Annotated in this window: 15 protein-coding genes and 1 tRNA gene; 10 read left to right on the top strand and 6 right to left on the bottom strand. The window is 54.3% G+C overall.

The features are described from left to right. Complete coding sequence (locus AC2TEL_RS04620; RefSeq protein WP_480902203.1) at positions 1-2,478, bottom strand: FAD-dependent oxidoreductase; 2,478 nt, start codon at positions 2,476-2,478, stop codon at positions 1-3. A gap of 158 nt (positions 2,479-2,636) precedes the next feature. Between AC2TEL_RS04620 and AC2TEL_RS04615 the strand changes: the two genes are divergently transcribed. The 5 genes from AC2TEL_RS04615 to AC2TEL_RS04595 all read left to right on the top strand — a co-directional run bounded on the left by AC2TEL_RS04615 (position 2,637) and on the right by AC2TEL_RS04595 (position 6,159). Continuing rightward, positions 2,637-3,725: an aromatic ring-hydroxylating oxygenase subunit alpha gene (locus AC2TEL_RS04615; RefSeq protein WP_480838454.1), complete on the top strand. Its 1,089-nt coding sequence runs from the start codon at positions 2,637-2,639 to the stop codon at positions 3,723-3,725. A 54-nt stretch (positions 3,726-3,779) separates the two neighbouring features. Further along, positions 3,780-4,163: a carboxymuconolactone decarboxylase family protein gene (locus AC2TEL_RS04610; RefSeq protein WP_480838452.1), complete on the top strand. Its 384-nt coding sequence runs from the start codon at positions 3,780-3,782 to the stop codon at positions 4,161-4,163. Between the two features lie 657 nt (positions 4,164-4,820). Beyond that, complete coding sequence (locus AC2TEL_RS04605; protein WP_480902199.1) at positions 4,821-5,366, top strand: replication/maintenance protein RepL; 546 nt, start codon at positions 4,821-4,823, stop codon at positions 5,364-5,366. Positions 5,367-5,518: 152 nt separating this feature from the next. After that, the gene (locus AC2TEL_RS04600; RefSeq protein ID WP_480902196.1) at positions 5,519-5,884 is read left to right on the top strand and encodes a hypothetical protein; all 366 of its coding nucleotides are present in this window, start codon (positions 5,519-5,521) and stop codon (positions 5,882-5,884) included. Beyond that, positions 5,884-6,159 carry a hypothetical protein gene (locus AC2TEL_RS04595; RefSeq protein ID WP_480902193.1) on the top strand — a complete coding sequence of 92 codons (276 nt, stop codon included), beginning with the start codon at positions 5,884-5,886 and terminating at the stop codon, positions 6,157-6,159. Before AC2TEL_RS04600 ends, AC2TEL_RS04595 begins: the two co-directional genes overlap by 1 nt. A gap of 34 nt (positions 6,160-6,193) precedes the next feature. Here the strand turns inward: AC2TEL_RS04595 and AC2TEL_RS04590 are convergent, their stop codons facing one another. Together AC2TEL_RS04590 and AC2TEL_RS04585 are read right to left on the bottom strand one after the other, a co-directional pair. Then, a complete protein-coding gene (locus tag AC2TEL_RS04590; protein ID WP_480902191.1) occupies positions 6,194-6,532 on the bottom strand; it encodes a hypothetical protein in 339 nt (112 codons plus the stop codon). Then, positions 6,529-7,518: a plasmid recombination protein gene (locus tag AC2TEL_RS04585; protein WP_480902189.1), complete on the bottom strand. Its 990-nt coding sequence runs from the start codon at positions 7,516-7,518 to the stop codon at positions 6,529-6,531. The genes AC2TEL_RS04590 and AC2TEL_RS04585 overlap by 4 nt, the downstream gene beginning before the upstream one ends. Positions 7,519-7,717: 199 nt before the next feature. On the opposite strand from AC2TEL_RS04585, the gene AC2TEL_RS04580 reads away from it, so the two are divergent. From AC2TEL_RS04580 to AC2TEL_RS04570, 3 genes are read left to right on the top strand one after another with little or no spacing between them, the layout of a single operon-like run. Beyond that, positions 7,718-8,512, top strand: a complete 795-nt coding sequence (locus AC2TEL_RS04580; protein ID WP_480902186.1) for a DNA adenine methylase — start codon at positions 7,718-7,720, stop codon at positions 8,510-8,512. Between the two features lie 25 nt (positions 8,513-8,537). Further along, positions 8,538-9,062 carry a hypothetical protein gene (locus tag AC2TEL_RS04575; RefSeq protein ID WP_480902185.1) on the top strand — a complete coding sequence of 175 codons (525 nt, stop codon included), beginning with the start codon at positions 8,538-8,540 and terminating at the stop codon, positions 9,060-9,062. Beyond that, positions 9,059-10,231: a DGQHR domain-containing protein gene (locus AC2TEL_RS04570; RefSeq protein WP_480902183.1), complete on the top strand. Its 1,173-nt coding sequence runs from the start codon at positions 9,059-9,061 to the stop codon at positions 10,229-10,231. The genes AC2TEL_RS04575 and AC2TEL_RS04570 overlap by 4 nt, the downstream gene beginning before the upstream one ends. Before the next feature lie 55 nt (positions 10,232-10,286). Here the strand turns inward: AC2TEL_RS04570 and AC2TEL_RS04565 are convergent, their stop codons facing one another. Continuing rightward, complete coding sequence (locus AC2TEL_RS04565; protein ID WP_480902181.1) at positions 10,287-11,510, bottom strand: tyrosine-type recombinase/integrase; 1,224 nt, start codon at positions 11,508-11,510, stop codon at positions 10,287-10,289. A gap of 123 nt (positions 11,511-11,633) precedes the next feature. Beyond that, positions 11,634-11,723 (bottom strand) — tRNA-Ser (locus AC2TEL_RS04560). A gap of 373 nt (positions 11,724-12,096) precedes the next feature. On the opposite strand from AC2TEL_RS04560, the gene AC2TEL_RS04555 reads away from it, so the two are divergent. Both AC2TEL_RS04555 and AC2TEL_RS04550 read left to right on the top strand, forming a co-directional pair. After that, entirely contained in the window at positions 12,097-12,969 is an 873-nt protein-coding gene (locus tag AC2TEL_RS04555; RefSeq protein ID WP_480902179.1) for a FecR family protein, read from the top strand. 268 nt (positions 12,970-13,237) lie between these two features. Continuing rightward, entirely contained in the window at positions 13,238-15,481 is a 2,244-nt protein-coding gene (locus AC2TEL_RS04550) for a CHASE2 domain-containing protein (protein ID WP_480902176.1), read from the top strand. Between the two features lie 216 nt (positions 15,482-15,697). Here AC2TEL_RS04550 and hemC read toward each other — a convergent pair whose 3' ends face one another. Then, positions 15,698-16,657 (bottom strand): hydroxymethylbilane synthase, encoded by a 960-nt coding sequence (hemC, locus tag AC2TEL_RS04545; RefSeq protein WP_480902174.1) that lies wholly within the window; start codon positions 16,655-16,657, stop codon positions 15,698-15,700. Between the last annotated feature and the right edge of the window lie 7 nt (positions 16,658-16,664).

The following is a 16,664-nucleotide window of genomic DNA, read 5'->3' as shown; positions in this document are numbered from 1 at the left end:
TTATTCCGCCGCCACCTGTTCCAGATCGGTGCGGGGCAGGGTCGACGCGGGATCATAGGCGGCCTGCCCGAGGAACCGGCCTTTGCGTGGCTTTCCGGCGATGATTACCTCGACCTCTTTTCCGGGATCGACAGCGTGCTGTTTGACATAGGCAAAGGCCAGGATTTTGCCGACCGTGTGCCCATAGGCGACCGAGGCTGTTGCTCCGACAACTTCGCCATCCGCGATCACGGCTTCTCCGCCATGGCCGTCCTCGATCCCGTCGGGTTCGATTTCCAGATAAGCGCAAATCCACGTCATCTCGCCTTTTGCGGCCTGCTTGGCGCTGCGTCGCGTGGCCTCGGCCCCCAGGAACTCTTTGTCGAGCTTCAGGAATCGGCTCTGATTGGCTTCAGGCAGGGTGACTTCGTTGGTCAGTTCCCCTGCGCCGGGGAAAGCTTTCTCCATCCGCATCGCGTTCATGGCGAAAGAGCCGTAGTTGGCAATCCCATGCGGTTCACCCGCTGCCCACAACGCCTTATAGACATCGACACAGGCCTCGAACGGCATGTGGAATTCCCAACCAAGCTCCCCGGCATAAGACATGCGGAACGCCCAGACTTTGTGACCGGCGATGGTGATCTCCTGTGCTGACAGCCAACGGAAGCCAGCGTTGGACAGATCCGTGTCGGTGCATTGCATCAACACATCGCGGGATTTTGGCCCGTTCAGTGAAAGCGCAGCCCATTGGGATGAAAGGGCGGTGATCGTTACGTCTTCCACAGTCCGGTTGTGATTCAGGTGATCCAGCAAACGCTGCTCGAAGAAGGCCGCACAAACCAGATAGAACCGGTCATCGGCCATCCGGACCAGCGTGGTTTCAACCTCAATCCGACCGCGCCGGTTCAGCATATGGGTCAGAGTGATCGAACCCGTTTTTTGCGGCATCTTGTTGGCGGTCAGACGGTCCAGCAGGGCATAGGCATCGGGGCCGCTGACCTCGACCTTGGTAAAGGCGGTAACGTCCATGATACCAACGCCATTGCGCACCGCGTGAACCTCGGCCCCGACCATGTCGTGCACCGCATTGCGGCGGAAGCTGTAGTGGTCGCGTTGCTCGACACCGTCGCGGGCAAACCAGCGGGGGCGTTCGAAGCCGTAGACCTCTTCGTAAACCGCGCCCTGATCTTTCAGGATTTCGTACAAGGGCGACGGTTTGATCGGCCGGCCTTCCAAACGGTTGAAATGCGGAAACGGAATCTCGTGGCGCAGTTTGTAATCCTCATGCGCCTTGATCACCTGCCAGTCCTTAGTGGCATAGCTGCCAAAGCGGCGCGGATCGTAGTCGCGCATCGAGATATCCGCGGCGCCATGCACCATCCATTTCGCCAGTTCACGCGTCAGTCCCGGCCCCCATCCGATACCGATCTGAGTCCCGCAACAACACCAGTAATTCCGCACGCCCGGTGCAGGCCCGACCATCGGGTTGCCATCCGGCGGATGCGAGATTGCCCCATGCACTTCACGCGTGATGCCCAGATCGGCAAAGATCGGCATCCGGTCCAGCGCGTTTTCCAACCACGGCATGACCCGGTCGTAGTCGGCATCGAACAACCAGTTCTCGTATTCCCAGGGGCATTCGTCATGCCAGACCGAATTCACGTTCTCTTTCTCGTAAATCCCGATCAGGCCCTTTTTCTGCTCCATCCGGATATAGCCCGAGACCAGCTTGTCATCGCGGATCACCGGCAATTCGGTATCCAAATCCTGGAATTCCGGCACATCCTCGGTGACGAAATAGTGGTGAGTCATCGAGGTCATAGGCAATTGCAGCCCGGACCACTCGCCCATCTGCCGCGCATATGTGCCGCCTGCGTTGACGACGTGTTCACAGACGATCGCGCCCTTTTCGGTCTCGACCACCCATTCGCCAGCGGCATTCTGGGTGATGTTCGTCGCCCGGCAATGACGGAAGATCCTGACGCCTTTCTGCCGCGCACCCGCAGCCAGAGCCATGGTCACGTTGGACGGGTCCACATGCCCGTCATCGGGTGTGTAGAGCGCGCCAAGAACACCATCGAGATTATAGAACGGATGCTTCTGAGCGATGAACGCAGGGTCGACAAGTTCAATGTTGAATCCAAGCGACCGCCCGACCGAAAGCGTGTGCCGCAACCAGTCCATCTCATCTTCGGTATAGGCCAGCCGGAACGAGCCGCAGCCATGCCATGTAACAGCTTGGCCGGTCTCTTCTTCCAGCTTTCCGGAGTATAGACCGATATTGTAATCAACCATCTTGCCCAACCCGTACGAGCTGGTGGAATGGGTGATCTGACCGGCCGCGTGCCAGGTCGATCCGCTGGTCAACTCGGCCTTTTCAAGCAGAATCGTCTCGGACCCCCAGCCTTCATGGCCAAGATGATAGGCCAGGCCACATCCCATGACCCCACCGCCGACAATCACAACTTTTGCCCGTGCGGGCAGCTCGTTCTGGGCCATGGCCGATTTTCCTGTGCCAGAGTTGCAGATTTCTGTGGATTAACTATTGAAACAAATGTACCAAAGTCAAATAAAAATGGTACAACAAAATCAAAGGGAGATCGGCGGCGCCATTTTCGTATTGGCGTTCGCCGGGACAGAGGTCAGGAGAATAGCCTATGAATGCGCCGCTCACGCATACCCTCGAGGCCAGTTATTATACGGACCCGGATATCTTTGAGGCCGAGATGAACGGTCTGTTGTCGCGCACGTGGCAATATGCTTGCCATGCGGCAGACATTCCGAATGTCGGGGATTACTTCGCGTTCGAGATTGCCGGCCAGAACCTGTTCGCCATCCGCGGGCGCGACAACGTGGTGCGCACGTTTTACAACGTCTGCCAGCATCGCGCCCATGAGATGGTTAGCGGGACCGGCAATACGCGCGTTGTAGTTTGCCCATACCACCAATGGACATATGAATTGACCGGCGGCTTGCGCGCCGGACCGAATATCAAGAGTGTCCCGGGCTTTGATCGCAGCAAGATCTGCCTGACCGAGGTGCGCACCGAAGACTTTCTGGGTTTCCTGTTCGTCAATCTCGACAAGGATGCCGCTCCGATGGACGAATGGTTTCCCGGCGTTCGACAGGAACTGGCCGAGTATGTTCCGCAGATCAAGGATCTGGCACCATTGGAATGGGTTGAGGTCCCGGAGAACTGCAATTGGAAGGTTTCGGTCGAGAATTACTCTGAATGCTATCACTGCCCGTCCAATCACCCGACTTTTGCCGAAGGCGTAGTTGACCCGGACACGTATGACATTCAGCCGGCTGCTGATGGTTACGTTCTGCGGCACACGACGCAGTGTCAGAGCTTGGACAAGATGACCTATGACATTGACCCGGACAGCAATGAACACGCCTGCGATTACCAATCATGGTTTCTGTGGCCGATGTTTTCGTTCCAATGCTATCCCGGGAACGTTTTGAACACCTACCACTGGCGCGCCCATTCGGTTGACAACTGCACCGTCTGGCGTGGCTGGTTCACCGAAGGCGGCCACGAAAGTGACGTGATCCGCGGGTTGGCCATCCAGGATCGCGAAACGACCGTAGCGGAAGATGTAAGGCTGGTGGAATCCGTTCACCGCGGTATGAAATCCAGGGGCTACGTGCCCGGGCCATTGGTCCTTGACCCCGCATGTGGCGTGATGAGCGAGCATTCCATCGCACGTTTGCAACAATGGATGCGTGAGGCCGTGGACTAACGGTGCCTCATCGCCCAAAAAAACGGCAAAGCATCCACAAAACTGGAGACAGACATGAACGACGACCTTTTCGAGCGCGGCCTCAGCCAGCGCAAAGCCACGCTGGGTGCAGAATATGTCGAGAAAAACCTGGCGGCGGCGGATGACTTTACCCGTCCCTTTCAGGAGGCGATGACGGCATGGTGCTGGGGTTTCGGCTGGGGGGATGAGACAATCGACCCCAAGACGCGATCGATGATGAACCTCGCCATGATCGGTGCGCTGGGCAAGATGCATGAATGGGAGATTCACTGTAACGGCGCATTGAACAACGGTGTGTCAAAAGAAGAGATCCGCGCGATCATTCACGTGGTCGGTATCTACTGCGGAGTGCCCCAATCACTCGAGTGTTTCCGGGTAGCAAGGAAGGTTCTGCAGGAGCGAGGATTGCTGGATTGATCGGTCGAATACCCATCTCGATGACACAATTTGACCGTTCCCAGCGGTCACGAGATACGGTTTGGCCATGGGTGCCTTCGACCGGCGTTCCAAAGGAGCGATCAACTGCAATCGTTTTTGGGTGTGGTTGAACAAGACAAATCAACATTCATCGTTGCAGTTTCGAGTCAACAATTCCGCTAAAGGGACGCCCGCCTTCATTTACGGTCAGCAATAAACGTGTAGGCCGTAAATGTTGGCGAAAGTTAGTAATAGATTCAGCAGGTAATGGCGGAGACGAAGACCTCCGTGGAAATATGATAAGATATTGATAATAATTGATTAAAATGAGATTTACATTTAAGGAATGCACACTTTATCCCACATTATGACAAGCACTCAAAGAGATTGAGCTTCTGGGCTTTGAAGTGGAAGCTGTCGAGGCTTGCCCCCGGCAAGACGAGACAAGGTCAAATATGCTTTCATTTAATTTCAATGGGTTATCTACAACAGATCGGCCTCTTGTATGTCGGATCAGATACGACACGCGAAAAAACGATTTACTTTCAAATAGTTATGTGAGTTTATCAGGTTTTTGTGATGTAATCGGACTTTTTTGTCCCGGTTTTGGACACCGAGACCCATCTCCCCGGCAGACACAATGACGAGGAACGAAAAATGCGGTCTTACAAAACAAATACAGGCAATCCGAATGAAAGTGCAGCTCGCACCGATTTTGAGGAAAAAAAGGCTGAAAAAAAGGAAAAGCAAGCACGGGAAAACAAAGGTTTCGTCCAAGTGTATCCGCGTGGCTTTCGCAGATTCCGGGAACTTGCAGGCGATCCCAAGACGGTGAGTGCGGCGAGGCTTTATGCGGTTCTCGCAGAGAACATCAACAAAGAAGGGGCAGTTATAGCAACGCAAAAACTGCTCGCGAAAATCTTAGGTGTGTCGATCAAGACAGTGCAGCGGCACAGCGAGGTTCTGGAAGCAGAGAAGGCCATTCACCGCTTCCAGATTCAAGGCGGCGTCTATGTTTATGCGCTGAATCCAGAGGAAGTCTGGGCGGGCTACAACGCAGGAAAAGAACACGCCCCGTTCTACACGGGAACCATCTATTCCGGCGTTGGTGGCAATACTCGCTATGTTCGAAAATCGCTGAATGTGATGCTGGATATTGCTGAGCTGGCGGAACAGGCCAGAGCCAAAGAGGCCGCCGGATAATGGGGGCGAAAATAGCGTTTTTCCAGATCAGAAAATAAAAAATCCACTTTGGAAATCAGGGTTTTGGCCAATGTAATTTGGGGATTCAAACCGCTCTTGAAAACTCGTTTTGACCCGCCCAGATTACGGACCCCGAACACAGAGGAAACACTATGAAAGAAGTATTGGACAAACTGAATCAGCCTGTAGAACCGGTCTCGCACGAAGTCGGTCCTGATCTCTACACCCGAGAGTTTGTAGAGAATATCGCTGCCCACCCTCACACGGTCGAATTGATGACGGCCCTGACGCCGGGTGTCGAAGGGCTGGGATACCGCGACGAGCTGACAAATGACGAAAAGGAAAAGGCTGCTCAGATGGCGCGGGATTTTGTCGCTGAAAATGGGCACAACACATCTGCCGAAGTATGGCGCGTTATGCTGCTCATCACAGATCCATCAAGTCGGCACGAACGCGCAGAGACACGACTGCTTCGCACTTACATTGACGAGTTGATTGAAGCTCGGAGGTTGCTTTGATGCCGACGCAAGAAGAAATTCGTGCCGCACTGGATCATCTGTTGAACATCATCCGAGCTGACAGCGGTGTCAGCCAGCGGCTCGCAGAATTTGTCTGGACCGCGCACTGCGGAGCTGGGCAAGTTAATTTCAGCCTGTTCAACTCACTCGACACCAAGAACAAAGGGCTGGTAGCGATGATCTTGAACTACCGGCTGTATCCAGATCAAGGCGGGTATGAGCTGCCCCTGTCCGTCGCTGAAAAGGAATACCTCTATAACCGCGTAGCTCAATGACGCGCCCCGCGCCTTGGGCTATTCGCCCAGGGCGCTACTCCACTTTGTTCATCTTCCTGATAGACCGCTTCAAACCATTTCGGCGATCCGCGCTCATGTCTTCCATATGCGCGGAGGCAATCTCTCGCTTGATATGGCAATCACGCAATTGCGCTAACAGCGGGTCATCAACAGGGCACAGCTCACGAGCCACGAAGACGGCCTCTCTCCCAATGTCACGCGTGTGATGGTGCGGCATCAGCTTCCGAAGCTCTTTGTAAAGCGCAGTGCCAGCTTGTCGCAAAGTCGGTTTGTGATCGCTGTCAATCAGCAACTCAATCGCCCTGCGCAGCTCGGGAGTGTATTTTTCCGGCTCAATTTGCCTGCCCGTCATTTCTCGTGACCTCCAAATGTTCTAAATGCTGAATCGACCGCCCGTGAAGCCTTCTTTGCTGAAGGTGCCACCCGAGGCGCCCGTAAGGTCGTAGAGCGGCCCTGTGAGCGTTTCAGGCGCTCTTGCAGCCCTTTGAGCTTGGAGGCCACTTTTCCGTCGCCCTGACGCTCTGCGAGCTTTTTAGCGTCCGCCAAAATTGAGGCGACCTCGACCCGCTCTTGTGCAAGTCGCTCGGCCTTTGCTGTGTTCGCTGCCGCTTGCTCTTTGTTCCGGTTCCGGGCCGTGCGATCTGCAAGCAACAGATCACGGGCATTCTGCGTCAGCTTCTCTCGATCTTTCTTCAGCCCATGCGCCTCGGGTTCGAGCCGGTCTCTCGTCGTCGTTTTTTTTCGCTCTGGCGGCAACACACCCTCAAGTCCCATCTCATCGCGCAGATGCTCATAGAAAGCGTCTTGAAGGGCTGATCCCTGAGACCGCCGATCATCTTTCCCGAACCGCTCTTTCGCGTTAGCTTTACTGAACTTCGAGACCGACGCTTTCTTGACCGTCCTGCCGTCCCGGTAACGGAAATCGTATCGCGGCAACAGGAAAGCATCGACGGTATGCCTCCCGCGCTCGTCTCGGTCGAGGCGAGCGGCAAAGACAGCATCCCCGCCGTGATAGCGATTCAAGAAATCGACAGCCTGAACCAGCATTGCCCGCTGTTGATCTTCGTTAGCACCGTCCAGCAAGCCCGTAGGGAACTGCACAAGGGCATGAACGCAAGCAGAGCGCCCAGACTGCTTTACCCCTTCCATATGCGCTCTTCGAGCCTCTTTGAGGTTCAGGGAGCCATACACGAGAGGGTCGATATCTCGGACCCGCCGTTGTTTCCCATTTGCATCCTCTCGCTTGCCGTGCCGCTCCATGTTGGCGAGGTCAGGAAAGCCGATAGCTTTCTGTCTGACAGCCCCCACCAGTCCGGTTCTTTCATCCTTGATCTTCATAACGCAGAGGTAGGGACAAATTAACGCCTTTGAAAAAGGGTTAACCCGCTAACCCATTTTTCCGTAGTCGAAAAATGGCGGGCTCTGCGAGACTGACTGACCTATGTAATTTGGTCGCAAGTTGCGATTTGTTCGTGGGAGGTTGTTGTTCGCCGGGCAGACCAAGAATATCATTCTGCAACCTTTAGGAGAAGATTCGTTGAAGCCGTTTATCAAGTGGGCAGGTGGCAAGCGGTGGTTGGTCTCTGATCCCACCTTCGAACTGCCAAGTTTTTCAGGAAGATACATTGAGCCCTTCTTGGGTGGCGGCGCTGTATTTTTCCATTTGCAGCCCAAATCTGCGATTTTGTCGGACATCAATCCCCGACTGATCGAGACATACAAAGCCATTCGAGATGACTGGAAAAAGGTTGAAAAGGAGCTGTATCGCCTACAGAGATTGCACTCCAAAGACTTCTACTATCAGGAGCGTTCGCGGCAAAGAAAGACGCAACACACAAGAGCCGCCCAGTTCCTTTACCTAAACCGGACTTGCTGGAATGGCCTGTATCGTGAAAACCTGAAGGGAAAATTCAACGTCCCAATCGGCACGAAAACGAAGGTCATCTTCGAAGAGGAAAGTTTCGAAGAAATTAGCGCAACACTGCTTAGGGCTGAGATCCACTGCAACGATTTCGAAGATACAATCTCTGATGCGAGCGAGGGTGATCTACTGTTCGTAGACCCACCTTATACGACTGCTCACAACATGAACGGCTTCGTGAAATACAACCAGAATATTTTCAGCTGGGCAGATCAAATTAGACTCAAGGCAGCAATAGAGGCGGCTGTTAAGCGCGGCGCGAAAGCGGTGCTCACCAATGCTGACCACGAAAGTATCCGTAGTCTCTATTCGGGAACAGGAACTTTCAGATCTGTTGGGCGCGCATCCGTTATTTCCGGCAAATCACAATTCCGAAAAGCCACAACCGAGGCGTTGTATGTCTTCGAATGAAGCGCAGAATTGGCGACAAAAGTTAATGAAGAAGCTCACTTACAATCCACTTTGGCGGGCAGTGGCTGAAGTATTCTCAACGGTCTTCTTTACGTTTGGCCCGTTCTTACTACTTTCGATACATTTTACGCCGCAGGCCGGTGAGTTGAGTGTTAATGCATTTCAAGCAGAGTTTTTGGAGTTTTGGACAGGTGGGGAGCTTGTGCTTCCAATACTGGGGCTTTCCGGAGCGCTGGTGTCGTTAGCAGCGCTGAATAAACGGGCATTAAACGGCACGTTGAACTTCATTTGCTGGATCGGCGCCGTGGGATTTGCAATTGCAGGTGGATTTGTGCTGGCCGAGACAGACGGCTTTTCGATTGCCATACATCCCCCGGTGGTCTGGGCGGGTTTCGTAAGCTACGGCATCATGCTTGTGTTTTGGGCGATAGTTTCATTCCGGGTCCACGTCTTCAATCTTACCGATGAGGTGAGTCGGGAGAACCCCGAAGAACGCGCGAAGAAATTGAATAGACAAAAGGCCGCCTTAGAAAAGGCTGACGCGAAATGAAAACACTGAATGTTCTGAAAGTCGATCAGCCTATTGGTGAGTTTTATATAGGTGCAATTGATAGTTGGGATCTTTTAGATATCGCGACTGTGGATGTGCGCAAGTTCGAGGACGGGAACCCCGGTAGCATTGATGGAATCCAGCGAGATCTTTCGCCAAGCCGCCTATCATCTTTGAAGGCTTACGTGAATCTTGACTACGCTACATTTCCGACTTCGATCATTTTGGCTGTTGATGAACGGTGCGTGGAAATCGAGGAAATAGCTGGATGTGATGGTCTCTACCAGTTGAAGGTTGTTGGCTATGAAGGGTCCGGTGAAGAAGGAGACGAGTCCATTCCGGTAGATGCTTCAGCGTTTGTTATTGATGGACAGCACAGGCTGGCAGGCCTGACTGATAGAGACCGCACCAAGGGGCCTTTTGAAGTTAACGTTTCCATCTTTGTTGGGGCTGATATTGCAGATCAAGCCGAGATCTTTTCGCGTGTGAACCTCGCGCAGACTAAAGTGAACAAATCGCTGATGTATGATCTATTAGACTACGCGAAAGAAAGTAGCCCCTACAAAATGGCCCATGACGTAGTGGTTGCGCTGAACCGAGATGAAAACGGTCCGTTCCACGACAAAATCAAACGCCTTGGAAAGAGAACACCCGGAGTCGATGGCGAAACTTTGGCTCAAGCGACTGTCGTGAATGGATTGCTGCGCCATTTGCCAAAAGATCAGGAGAAAGAAAGGAGTAAGAGTCTATGGGGGTTGGTTTCGCGGTCAGAGCCCGGTGAGACTTGGCGAAATCGCGTCTTTGTAGATTTTTACCGAAATGAAGATGCGCTTTCAGTTTTGCTGACTGTTTCAAACTTCTTTGAGGCTGTTAGAGATCGGTGGCCTGAAGCATGGGATAGTAGCGAGAGAGGGCAGATCTTAGCAAGAACTACCGGGTTCAATGCTCTAATACGTTTCCTGAGGGACGCGGTTTTAGAAGTCGTTGAAGGTCCGAGGGTAGTTGAAAAAGCCGAATTCGCAAAAATTTTTGAAAGAATGAGCTTGAAGGATTCTGACTTCAATAGCGAGCAATACTTACCCGGCAGTTCTGGTGCGAGCTTGTTATACAAACACTTGCTTGAACAGGGGATCACGAAAGAAGACAGTCGTCAGGAAAGATTGCTGTAAGTCCACGGGTATTGGCCTTCGAACTGCTTAAGCTGACACGCCCGTGTCGAGGCGATCAGCTGTAGTGTTTTTCAAAGTCAAATAGACGGTCTGGACTCGCAATAAAGTCTGCCCAATCCTCCATTAAGTCTATGCGCTCGTAAAAGTATTCGGTTCGGTTGTATGCTGCCGCAACCTCATTTTGAGTCACATGAGCAAGCGCAGCTTCTTTAACGGCTTCTTTGTATTTGAGTTGGATGCCTTCGCTTTCCGCGAATTGTCGGAATGAAGTCCTGAACCCATGCGGAACGCAATCAATCTTATTGCGCTCAAGTATGGCACGGAAAGTTCCGTCTGAAAGCATCTTTCCGGGATTCATCTGCGAAGGGAAAATCAGAGAATCTTCACCCCTCTGAAACTCACGTGCCTCGTGCAATACCTGCAGAGATGCGAAGCCGATGGGGACTTGAAATTCTTTTCGAGATTTCATGTGTGCCTCAGGAACTGTCCAGCAGCCGCCTTCAAAGTCTATTTCATTCCATCTGGCCTTGCGCACCATGCCGACACGCGCTGCCGTAAGGATCAAAAAACGAAAAGCCAAGGCTCCGGTCCCTTGGGAGTTTTCAAGGGTTCGCATAAAAGAAGGAACGCTATCGCAATCAATAGCCTTATGGTGCCGAACCTGTTTCTGCATCTTCTTCGGGGCAAGGTCTTCTTTACTTCGCTCAACCGGATTGTCAGTCGCAATTCGATGAGAGATGGCATACTTGAAAACGCGACCCATCCTCTGCTGAACTCGGCGGGCGGTCTCAGACTTCGAAAGCCAAATCGGCAGAAGGATTTTCTGGATATCGTCTGTCGTGATATCATCCAGTGCCTTGTCGCCAATCACGGGAAAAGCGTATGTCTTCAACGTGTTGATCCACTGATACTGATGCTTCCCATTGGTGGTCGAATTTAGAACTACCTTCTCATAGACCTCTTGAGCGATCTCCTTGAAGGGCGTTGCCGCACGTTCTGCCTTTTCAACTTCTGCGAACGGATCAAGACCAGCTCTTGCTTGTTTTCGATATTCAAGAGCTTTTGCACGAGCCTCTTCTACATCGACGAGTGAAACTGACCCAAGGCCAAGGTCCCGCCGCTTCTTCTGTATGACGAGACGGACCATCCAGCGCTTTGCTCCAGACTTGTCTACAACAAGATAAAGGCCACCTCCGTCTGTGTGTCTTCCGGGTCCTGCGCGTTCTATTGCTCGCTTAGTGAGTCGCCGCTCGCCATGACGTCCCTTTGATTTGGGCATTCAAACCATCCTGGGCAAAATTTTCAGATCACATTTTGCCCCACATAATGCGCAAAATAACCAAGAAACTCAAGGTCGGTCGAAGCATAACCGCCCATAAAATAAAGGGGTTTCGAGAATGGGTGGCGGAGACGAAGGGATTCGAACCCTCGAAACCATTCCTGGTTTACTCCCTTAGCAGGGGAGCGCCTTCGACCACTCGGCCACGTCTCCGCTGGCGGGTATATCCTTGCCTGTGATCCAGTTACAAGGCGATTTTCTTGGATGGCTGTAATTTTCTGATTTCCGATGCAGGAATTCGGATCGGGCAGCTCGTGCAGTGGTGATCAATCGACTGTTTCAAACGTTTTTGGCCCATGAACCGTTTCAGTTTCGCTGACACGCTACGGATGCCGGTCGGCCGGCCCAGGAACAGAGTTCTTGCAAAATGAGGACTCTATAATGCATATTTGTCCACATTTAATAATTCAAATGACCAGTATTCTAGGTTTTGGGGTGACATATTACAGGCGCGGGGCGTGTTTCGCCCTTCTGGGATCCTTTGGGGGAAAGGGATTTTGTATTGGCCTGGTTAAGAGTATTATTGGTGTTTTGGGTCATACTGGCCCTGCCTGAAACGGCAACAGCGACAATCGGCAAGGTCCTGAGCGTCAAGCAGGGCGCCGAACTGACCCGCGCAGGTAAAACGTCGCGCATACGGCAAGGTATGGAAATCGCCTCCGGGGATACGATCACCACCAACAGTTCAGGTGTGGTGCAACTGATATTTGCGGACGAAACCAAGATAGCCGTCGGGCCGAATGCGAGCATGATCCTGGACGTGTCCATGCTGCGCGGGAACCGCAAGGCCAAAAGCTTTGCGATACAGGCCCTGGGCGGAAGCTTCCGGTTCATTTCCGGCAATAGCAGAAAACGCGCCTATACCGTCAGAACGCCAACGGCGACGATGGCTGTGCGCGGAACGATATTTGATACGTGGATTGCTTCGGACAGGCAAAGTGCAATGCTGGTTCTGGAAGGAACGGTTCGAATGTGTGGTCAAAGCGGCGCGTGCCGGTCGGCCCGGCGTTCGTGCAGCATGTTTGCCACCAGTTCCGGTGGCGGAGTTGGGCGCCCGGTCGATCAGGATCAATACCTCAAAGCTCTGGCGTCCGGGTTTCCCTTCGTTCAGTCCGAGAGTGAATTGCTGCCGCCATTCCAGGCAAATGGTGAGGGGTGCGCACGCGAGGCCGCTGCGGTCGTGGTACCTCGGATCGAACCGGAACGACCTGAAGTGCGTCGTGTGCAAGCTGCGCCGCCTGCGCCTGCGCCAGCGCCACCGGGCGAGGTTGTTGAAGTAGCAGTAAGCGAGCCGGATGACGGACCGGGAGATGAACCTGACGACGGGCCGGATGACGATTCAGATGACGAACCGGATGAAGAACTGGACGACGCCCAGGAAGAGGAATTGGAAGATTAACGGTATGATGTCACGAAGTGCGATGGGATTGGCGCTGCATCAACCAATGCGAAGGGCTGCGTTACGAAACCCCCTAGACGGGTGCGGTTGCCGCCTTCGAACAGGGGCCCGGCAAGAAATGGAATTTTCAACGTGCAATGGTTTCCGAGAAACATCCGATTGGCAGGGCGGTCTCTGAGACGAGAATTGAGCAGCCCAAACGCTATGTACCGCCCACTTTACTGGGCAACTGAACACTCTTTCTGACCCTGACGCCAAGGAGGCCGACGTGGCGGGCAAGACAAAAGATCAATTCAAACGACGACTTGCTTTTCGCCTTGTCGGTGTTGCGTTGATCCTGCTTGGGTGTTTCGTGCGCGTCAGTGACCCCTATCCGGTTCAGGTAACCCGGATGATCTATTTCGACGTATTGCAGAGGATTTCTCCGCGAGAGTTCAATCCAGACCTTCCAGTACGGGTTGTCGATATTGATGAACGGTCCTTGGCGAATTGGGGTCAATGGCCGTGGCCCCGGACCCTGCTTGCGCAAATGGTGGAAAACCTGGGCGAATACGGTGCAGCCGCCATCGCTTTTGACATGTTGTTTGTCGAACCGGACAGATACTCGCCTGCGCGATTGCTGAACGACCCTGCCCTTGCTGACATCATCTCGGTGGAACGTCGCGCCCAAAAATTGGACTATGACATCACTTTTGCGTTGGAAATGGCGCATTGGCCGGTCGTTCTGGGAACGGCTGCGCAATTGTCCGAACAGGGTGCAGACATCGCGTCCAAGGCCGGGATGATTGAAATCGGTGAATCGCCGACATCCGGATTGATCACTGTTCCCCATTGGTCGCCGATCGCCCCACCGCTGGGCAGGGGTGCGGCTGGCATTGGCGGGGTCAATGTCTCGCCCCTGGGAGGGTCCGGAATAATTCGTCGTGTGCCGGCACTATGGGGCGGTCCGGACGGCCCGCTGCCGGGGCTTGGCATCGAAGCGCTGAGGGTTGCCCTGGATGAACCCGTTATCCTGGTCGAGGGTGCGCAGGACGAAGCGGGCGTAATGCTGTCGGTCGAAATCGGAGACTTTTGGTTGCCGACAACTGCCAATGGTGAAGTCTGGATCAAGTACCGTCGCGACCGCCCCGAGATCTATCTTTCGGCGGACGACATCATGCAAGCCCCGGACGATCCCGACATTCGGGCCGAAATCGAAGGGCGGATTATTCTTGTCGGCACGTCAGCTGCAGGCCTGTTCGATATGCGCGAAACCTCTTTGGGTGAATCGGTGCCCGGCGTTTCGATTCATGCCCAGATCATAGAACAGATCATCGTGGGGGAAATGCTCAGCCGATCGGATGTAACGGCGGCGCTGGAACTGTTGGCCTTTGTAATTCTCGGGGTTGTGGTGACGGTGGTCATGTCCAGTTTTGGGGCCGTTGCCTCATTCATTGCCGGCGGGGTCGCAGCGGCGGTGGTCATGGTGATCAGTTGGTTGGCCTTTCAGAACCACAATGTGCTGTTTGACGCCACTTTTCCATTGCTGGGCGGAATGGCGAACTTCGGCGTCCTGGCGGGTTATTTGTTTATTTCGACCGAGCGGGAAAAGCGCGTGATCCGGCAGACATTCTCGCATTACGTCGCGCCGGAAATTCTGGACGAGTTGGAAGCATCGGATCATCGACTGCAATTGGGCGGCGAAACGCAAGAGATCACGGTGATGTTTTCGGACATTCGGGGATTCACGCCGCTTTCGGAATCGGTATCGGCGACGGATCTGGTGACTTTGCTGAATGAACTGTTTTCCGAGATCGGAGATCAGATTCTGCAGGAGCGCGGCACAATCGACAAATTCATCGGTGACGCCGTCATGGCGTTCTGGAATGCGCCGCTGCCGGTGGAAGATCATCCGTGGAGGGCCGCGCGGGCAGCATTGCTGATGCGGCGGGCTCTGGCCAATTTCAATGCCTCGGACCTGATGCAGGGGCGCCCGCCCATCGCATTGGCAACGGGATGCGCCACAGGAACGGCCTGTGTCGGCAATATCGGGTCACGCAGCCGGTTCAACTATACGGTGATCGGAGATGTGGTGAACGTCGCCGCGCGACTCGAGCAGAATTGCCGCCATGTCGACTATGACATTCTGGTGTCGCGATCTGTGCAACAGGCGGTGGGTTCGACCCTGGCACTGTTGGAGGCCGGATTTGTCGACCTCAAAGGCCGAAGCGAGCCCGAGCCTGTCTACGTTCTGGTCGGCGACCGTGTTCTTGCCGAAAGTGCCGGTTTCAAAACTTTGCTGGCGCAGCATCAGGAATTGGTCGCGGCCATTCGCGGAGGTGCAACCAGGGTGGATATCGAAGCATCCTGCGCCAAATGCGCCGCACTGGCCGTTGAACTTGAACCGGGGTTGGAACGCTTCTACAGGACGCTCGACAGCAGGGTGGCTGATTTCCGGTCCGACAGCCTGACGGATCAGGCAATGTTCAGTCATCACAACGGTCCGCCCAAGTTGGCTCGACAAGGGGACTGACTGCACAAAATGAAACGGGCCGCTGTCTGACTATAAGACAGCGACCCGCCTCGAACGGATATTTGGATCTGTCTCGCCCCCTCGAGAACTATCTAAAACAAAACGGGCTAAACTTTCGATATTCGAGACTGACCTTGTATCCTTCCGGAACATCCTCATATTGCATGGCCCCAAGGGGTCCGACAGTGAAGTAGTTCACATTTCAGAAAAAATTTGTTATCCGCGCCAGTCGAAGAACCCGGGGCCTGCCTGTTTCAGCAGGGATTGAGCCATGGCGTGTCCAAGTTCAACGCCGTCCTCGATTGAACCTGTCGCGGTTTCGCTGATGGATTCGGACCCGTCGGGGCGCAGCACCTCTCCGCGCAGGTGCAGCCGACCGTCGCGTAATTCCGCCAGCCCGGCGATCGGGGTTTCGCAAGACCCGTCCAGGCTTGCCAGCAGGCTGCGTTCGGCGGCAAGTCGATGCGACGTTTCTGAATGATGTATGGCTTCGAGCATCCCGGCGGCGCGGCTGTCATCGCTGCGTCGCTCAATCCCGATGGTGCCTTGTGCGATTGCGGGCAGCATGTCGTCGGGGGAAATCGCTGTCGCCGGGACGTCATCCCTTTGCAGGCGGCGCAGTCCGGCCATGGCCAGGAACGTGCAGTCGGCAACGCCATCGGCCAGCTTTTTCAAACGGGTCTGCACGTTGCCCCGGAACTCGACCACGTTCAGATCGGGTCGACGATTCAGCAATTGTGCCCGCCGGCGGAGCGACGAAGTCCCCACAACCGCGCCTTGCGGCAGGTCGTGGATTGAATTCAGGCTGGGTGAAATGAATGCGTCACGAACATCCTCGCGCGGCAGGAACGTGTCCAGAATCAAACCCTCTGGTTGAGCAACCGGCATGTCCTTGGTCGAGTGCACGGCGATGTCGATTTCGCCGCTCAACATTGCCTCTTCGATTTCCTTGGTGAACAGACCCTTGTTGCCGATCTCTTTCAGCGGCCGGTCCGCGTCGATCATGGCGCGATTGTCACCGGTCGTCTTGATCACGACGATTTCGAACGCCTCGTGCGGCAGGTCGAAAGCGGTGCTCAGCCGTTGGCGGGTTTCATGGGCCTGGGCCAGCGCCAACGGGGATCCGCGTGTGCCGATTCGAAGAGGTGATGCGGGAGAGGGCATGGTCAAAGTCATGGGCATA

Source organism: Ruegeria sp. HKCCD9138 (assembly GCF_057220975.1).
The sequence above is the reverse complement of the archived record's forward strand: the minus strand, read 5'-3'. Positions and strand labels throughout refer to the sequence as shown.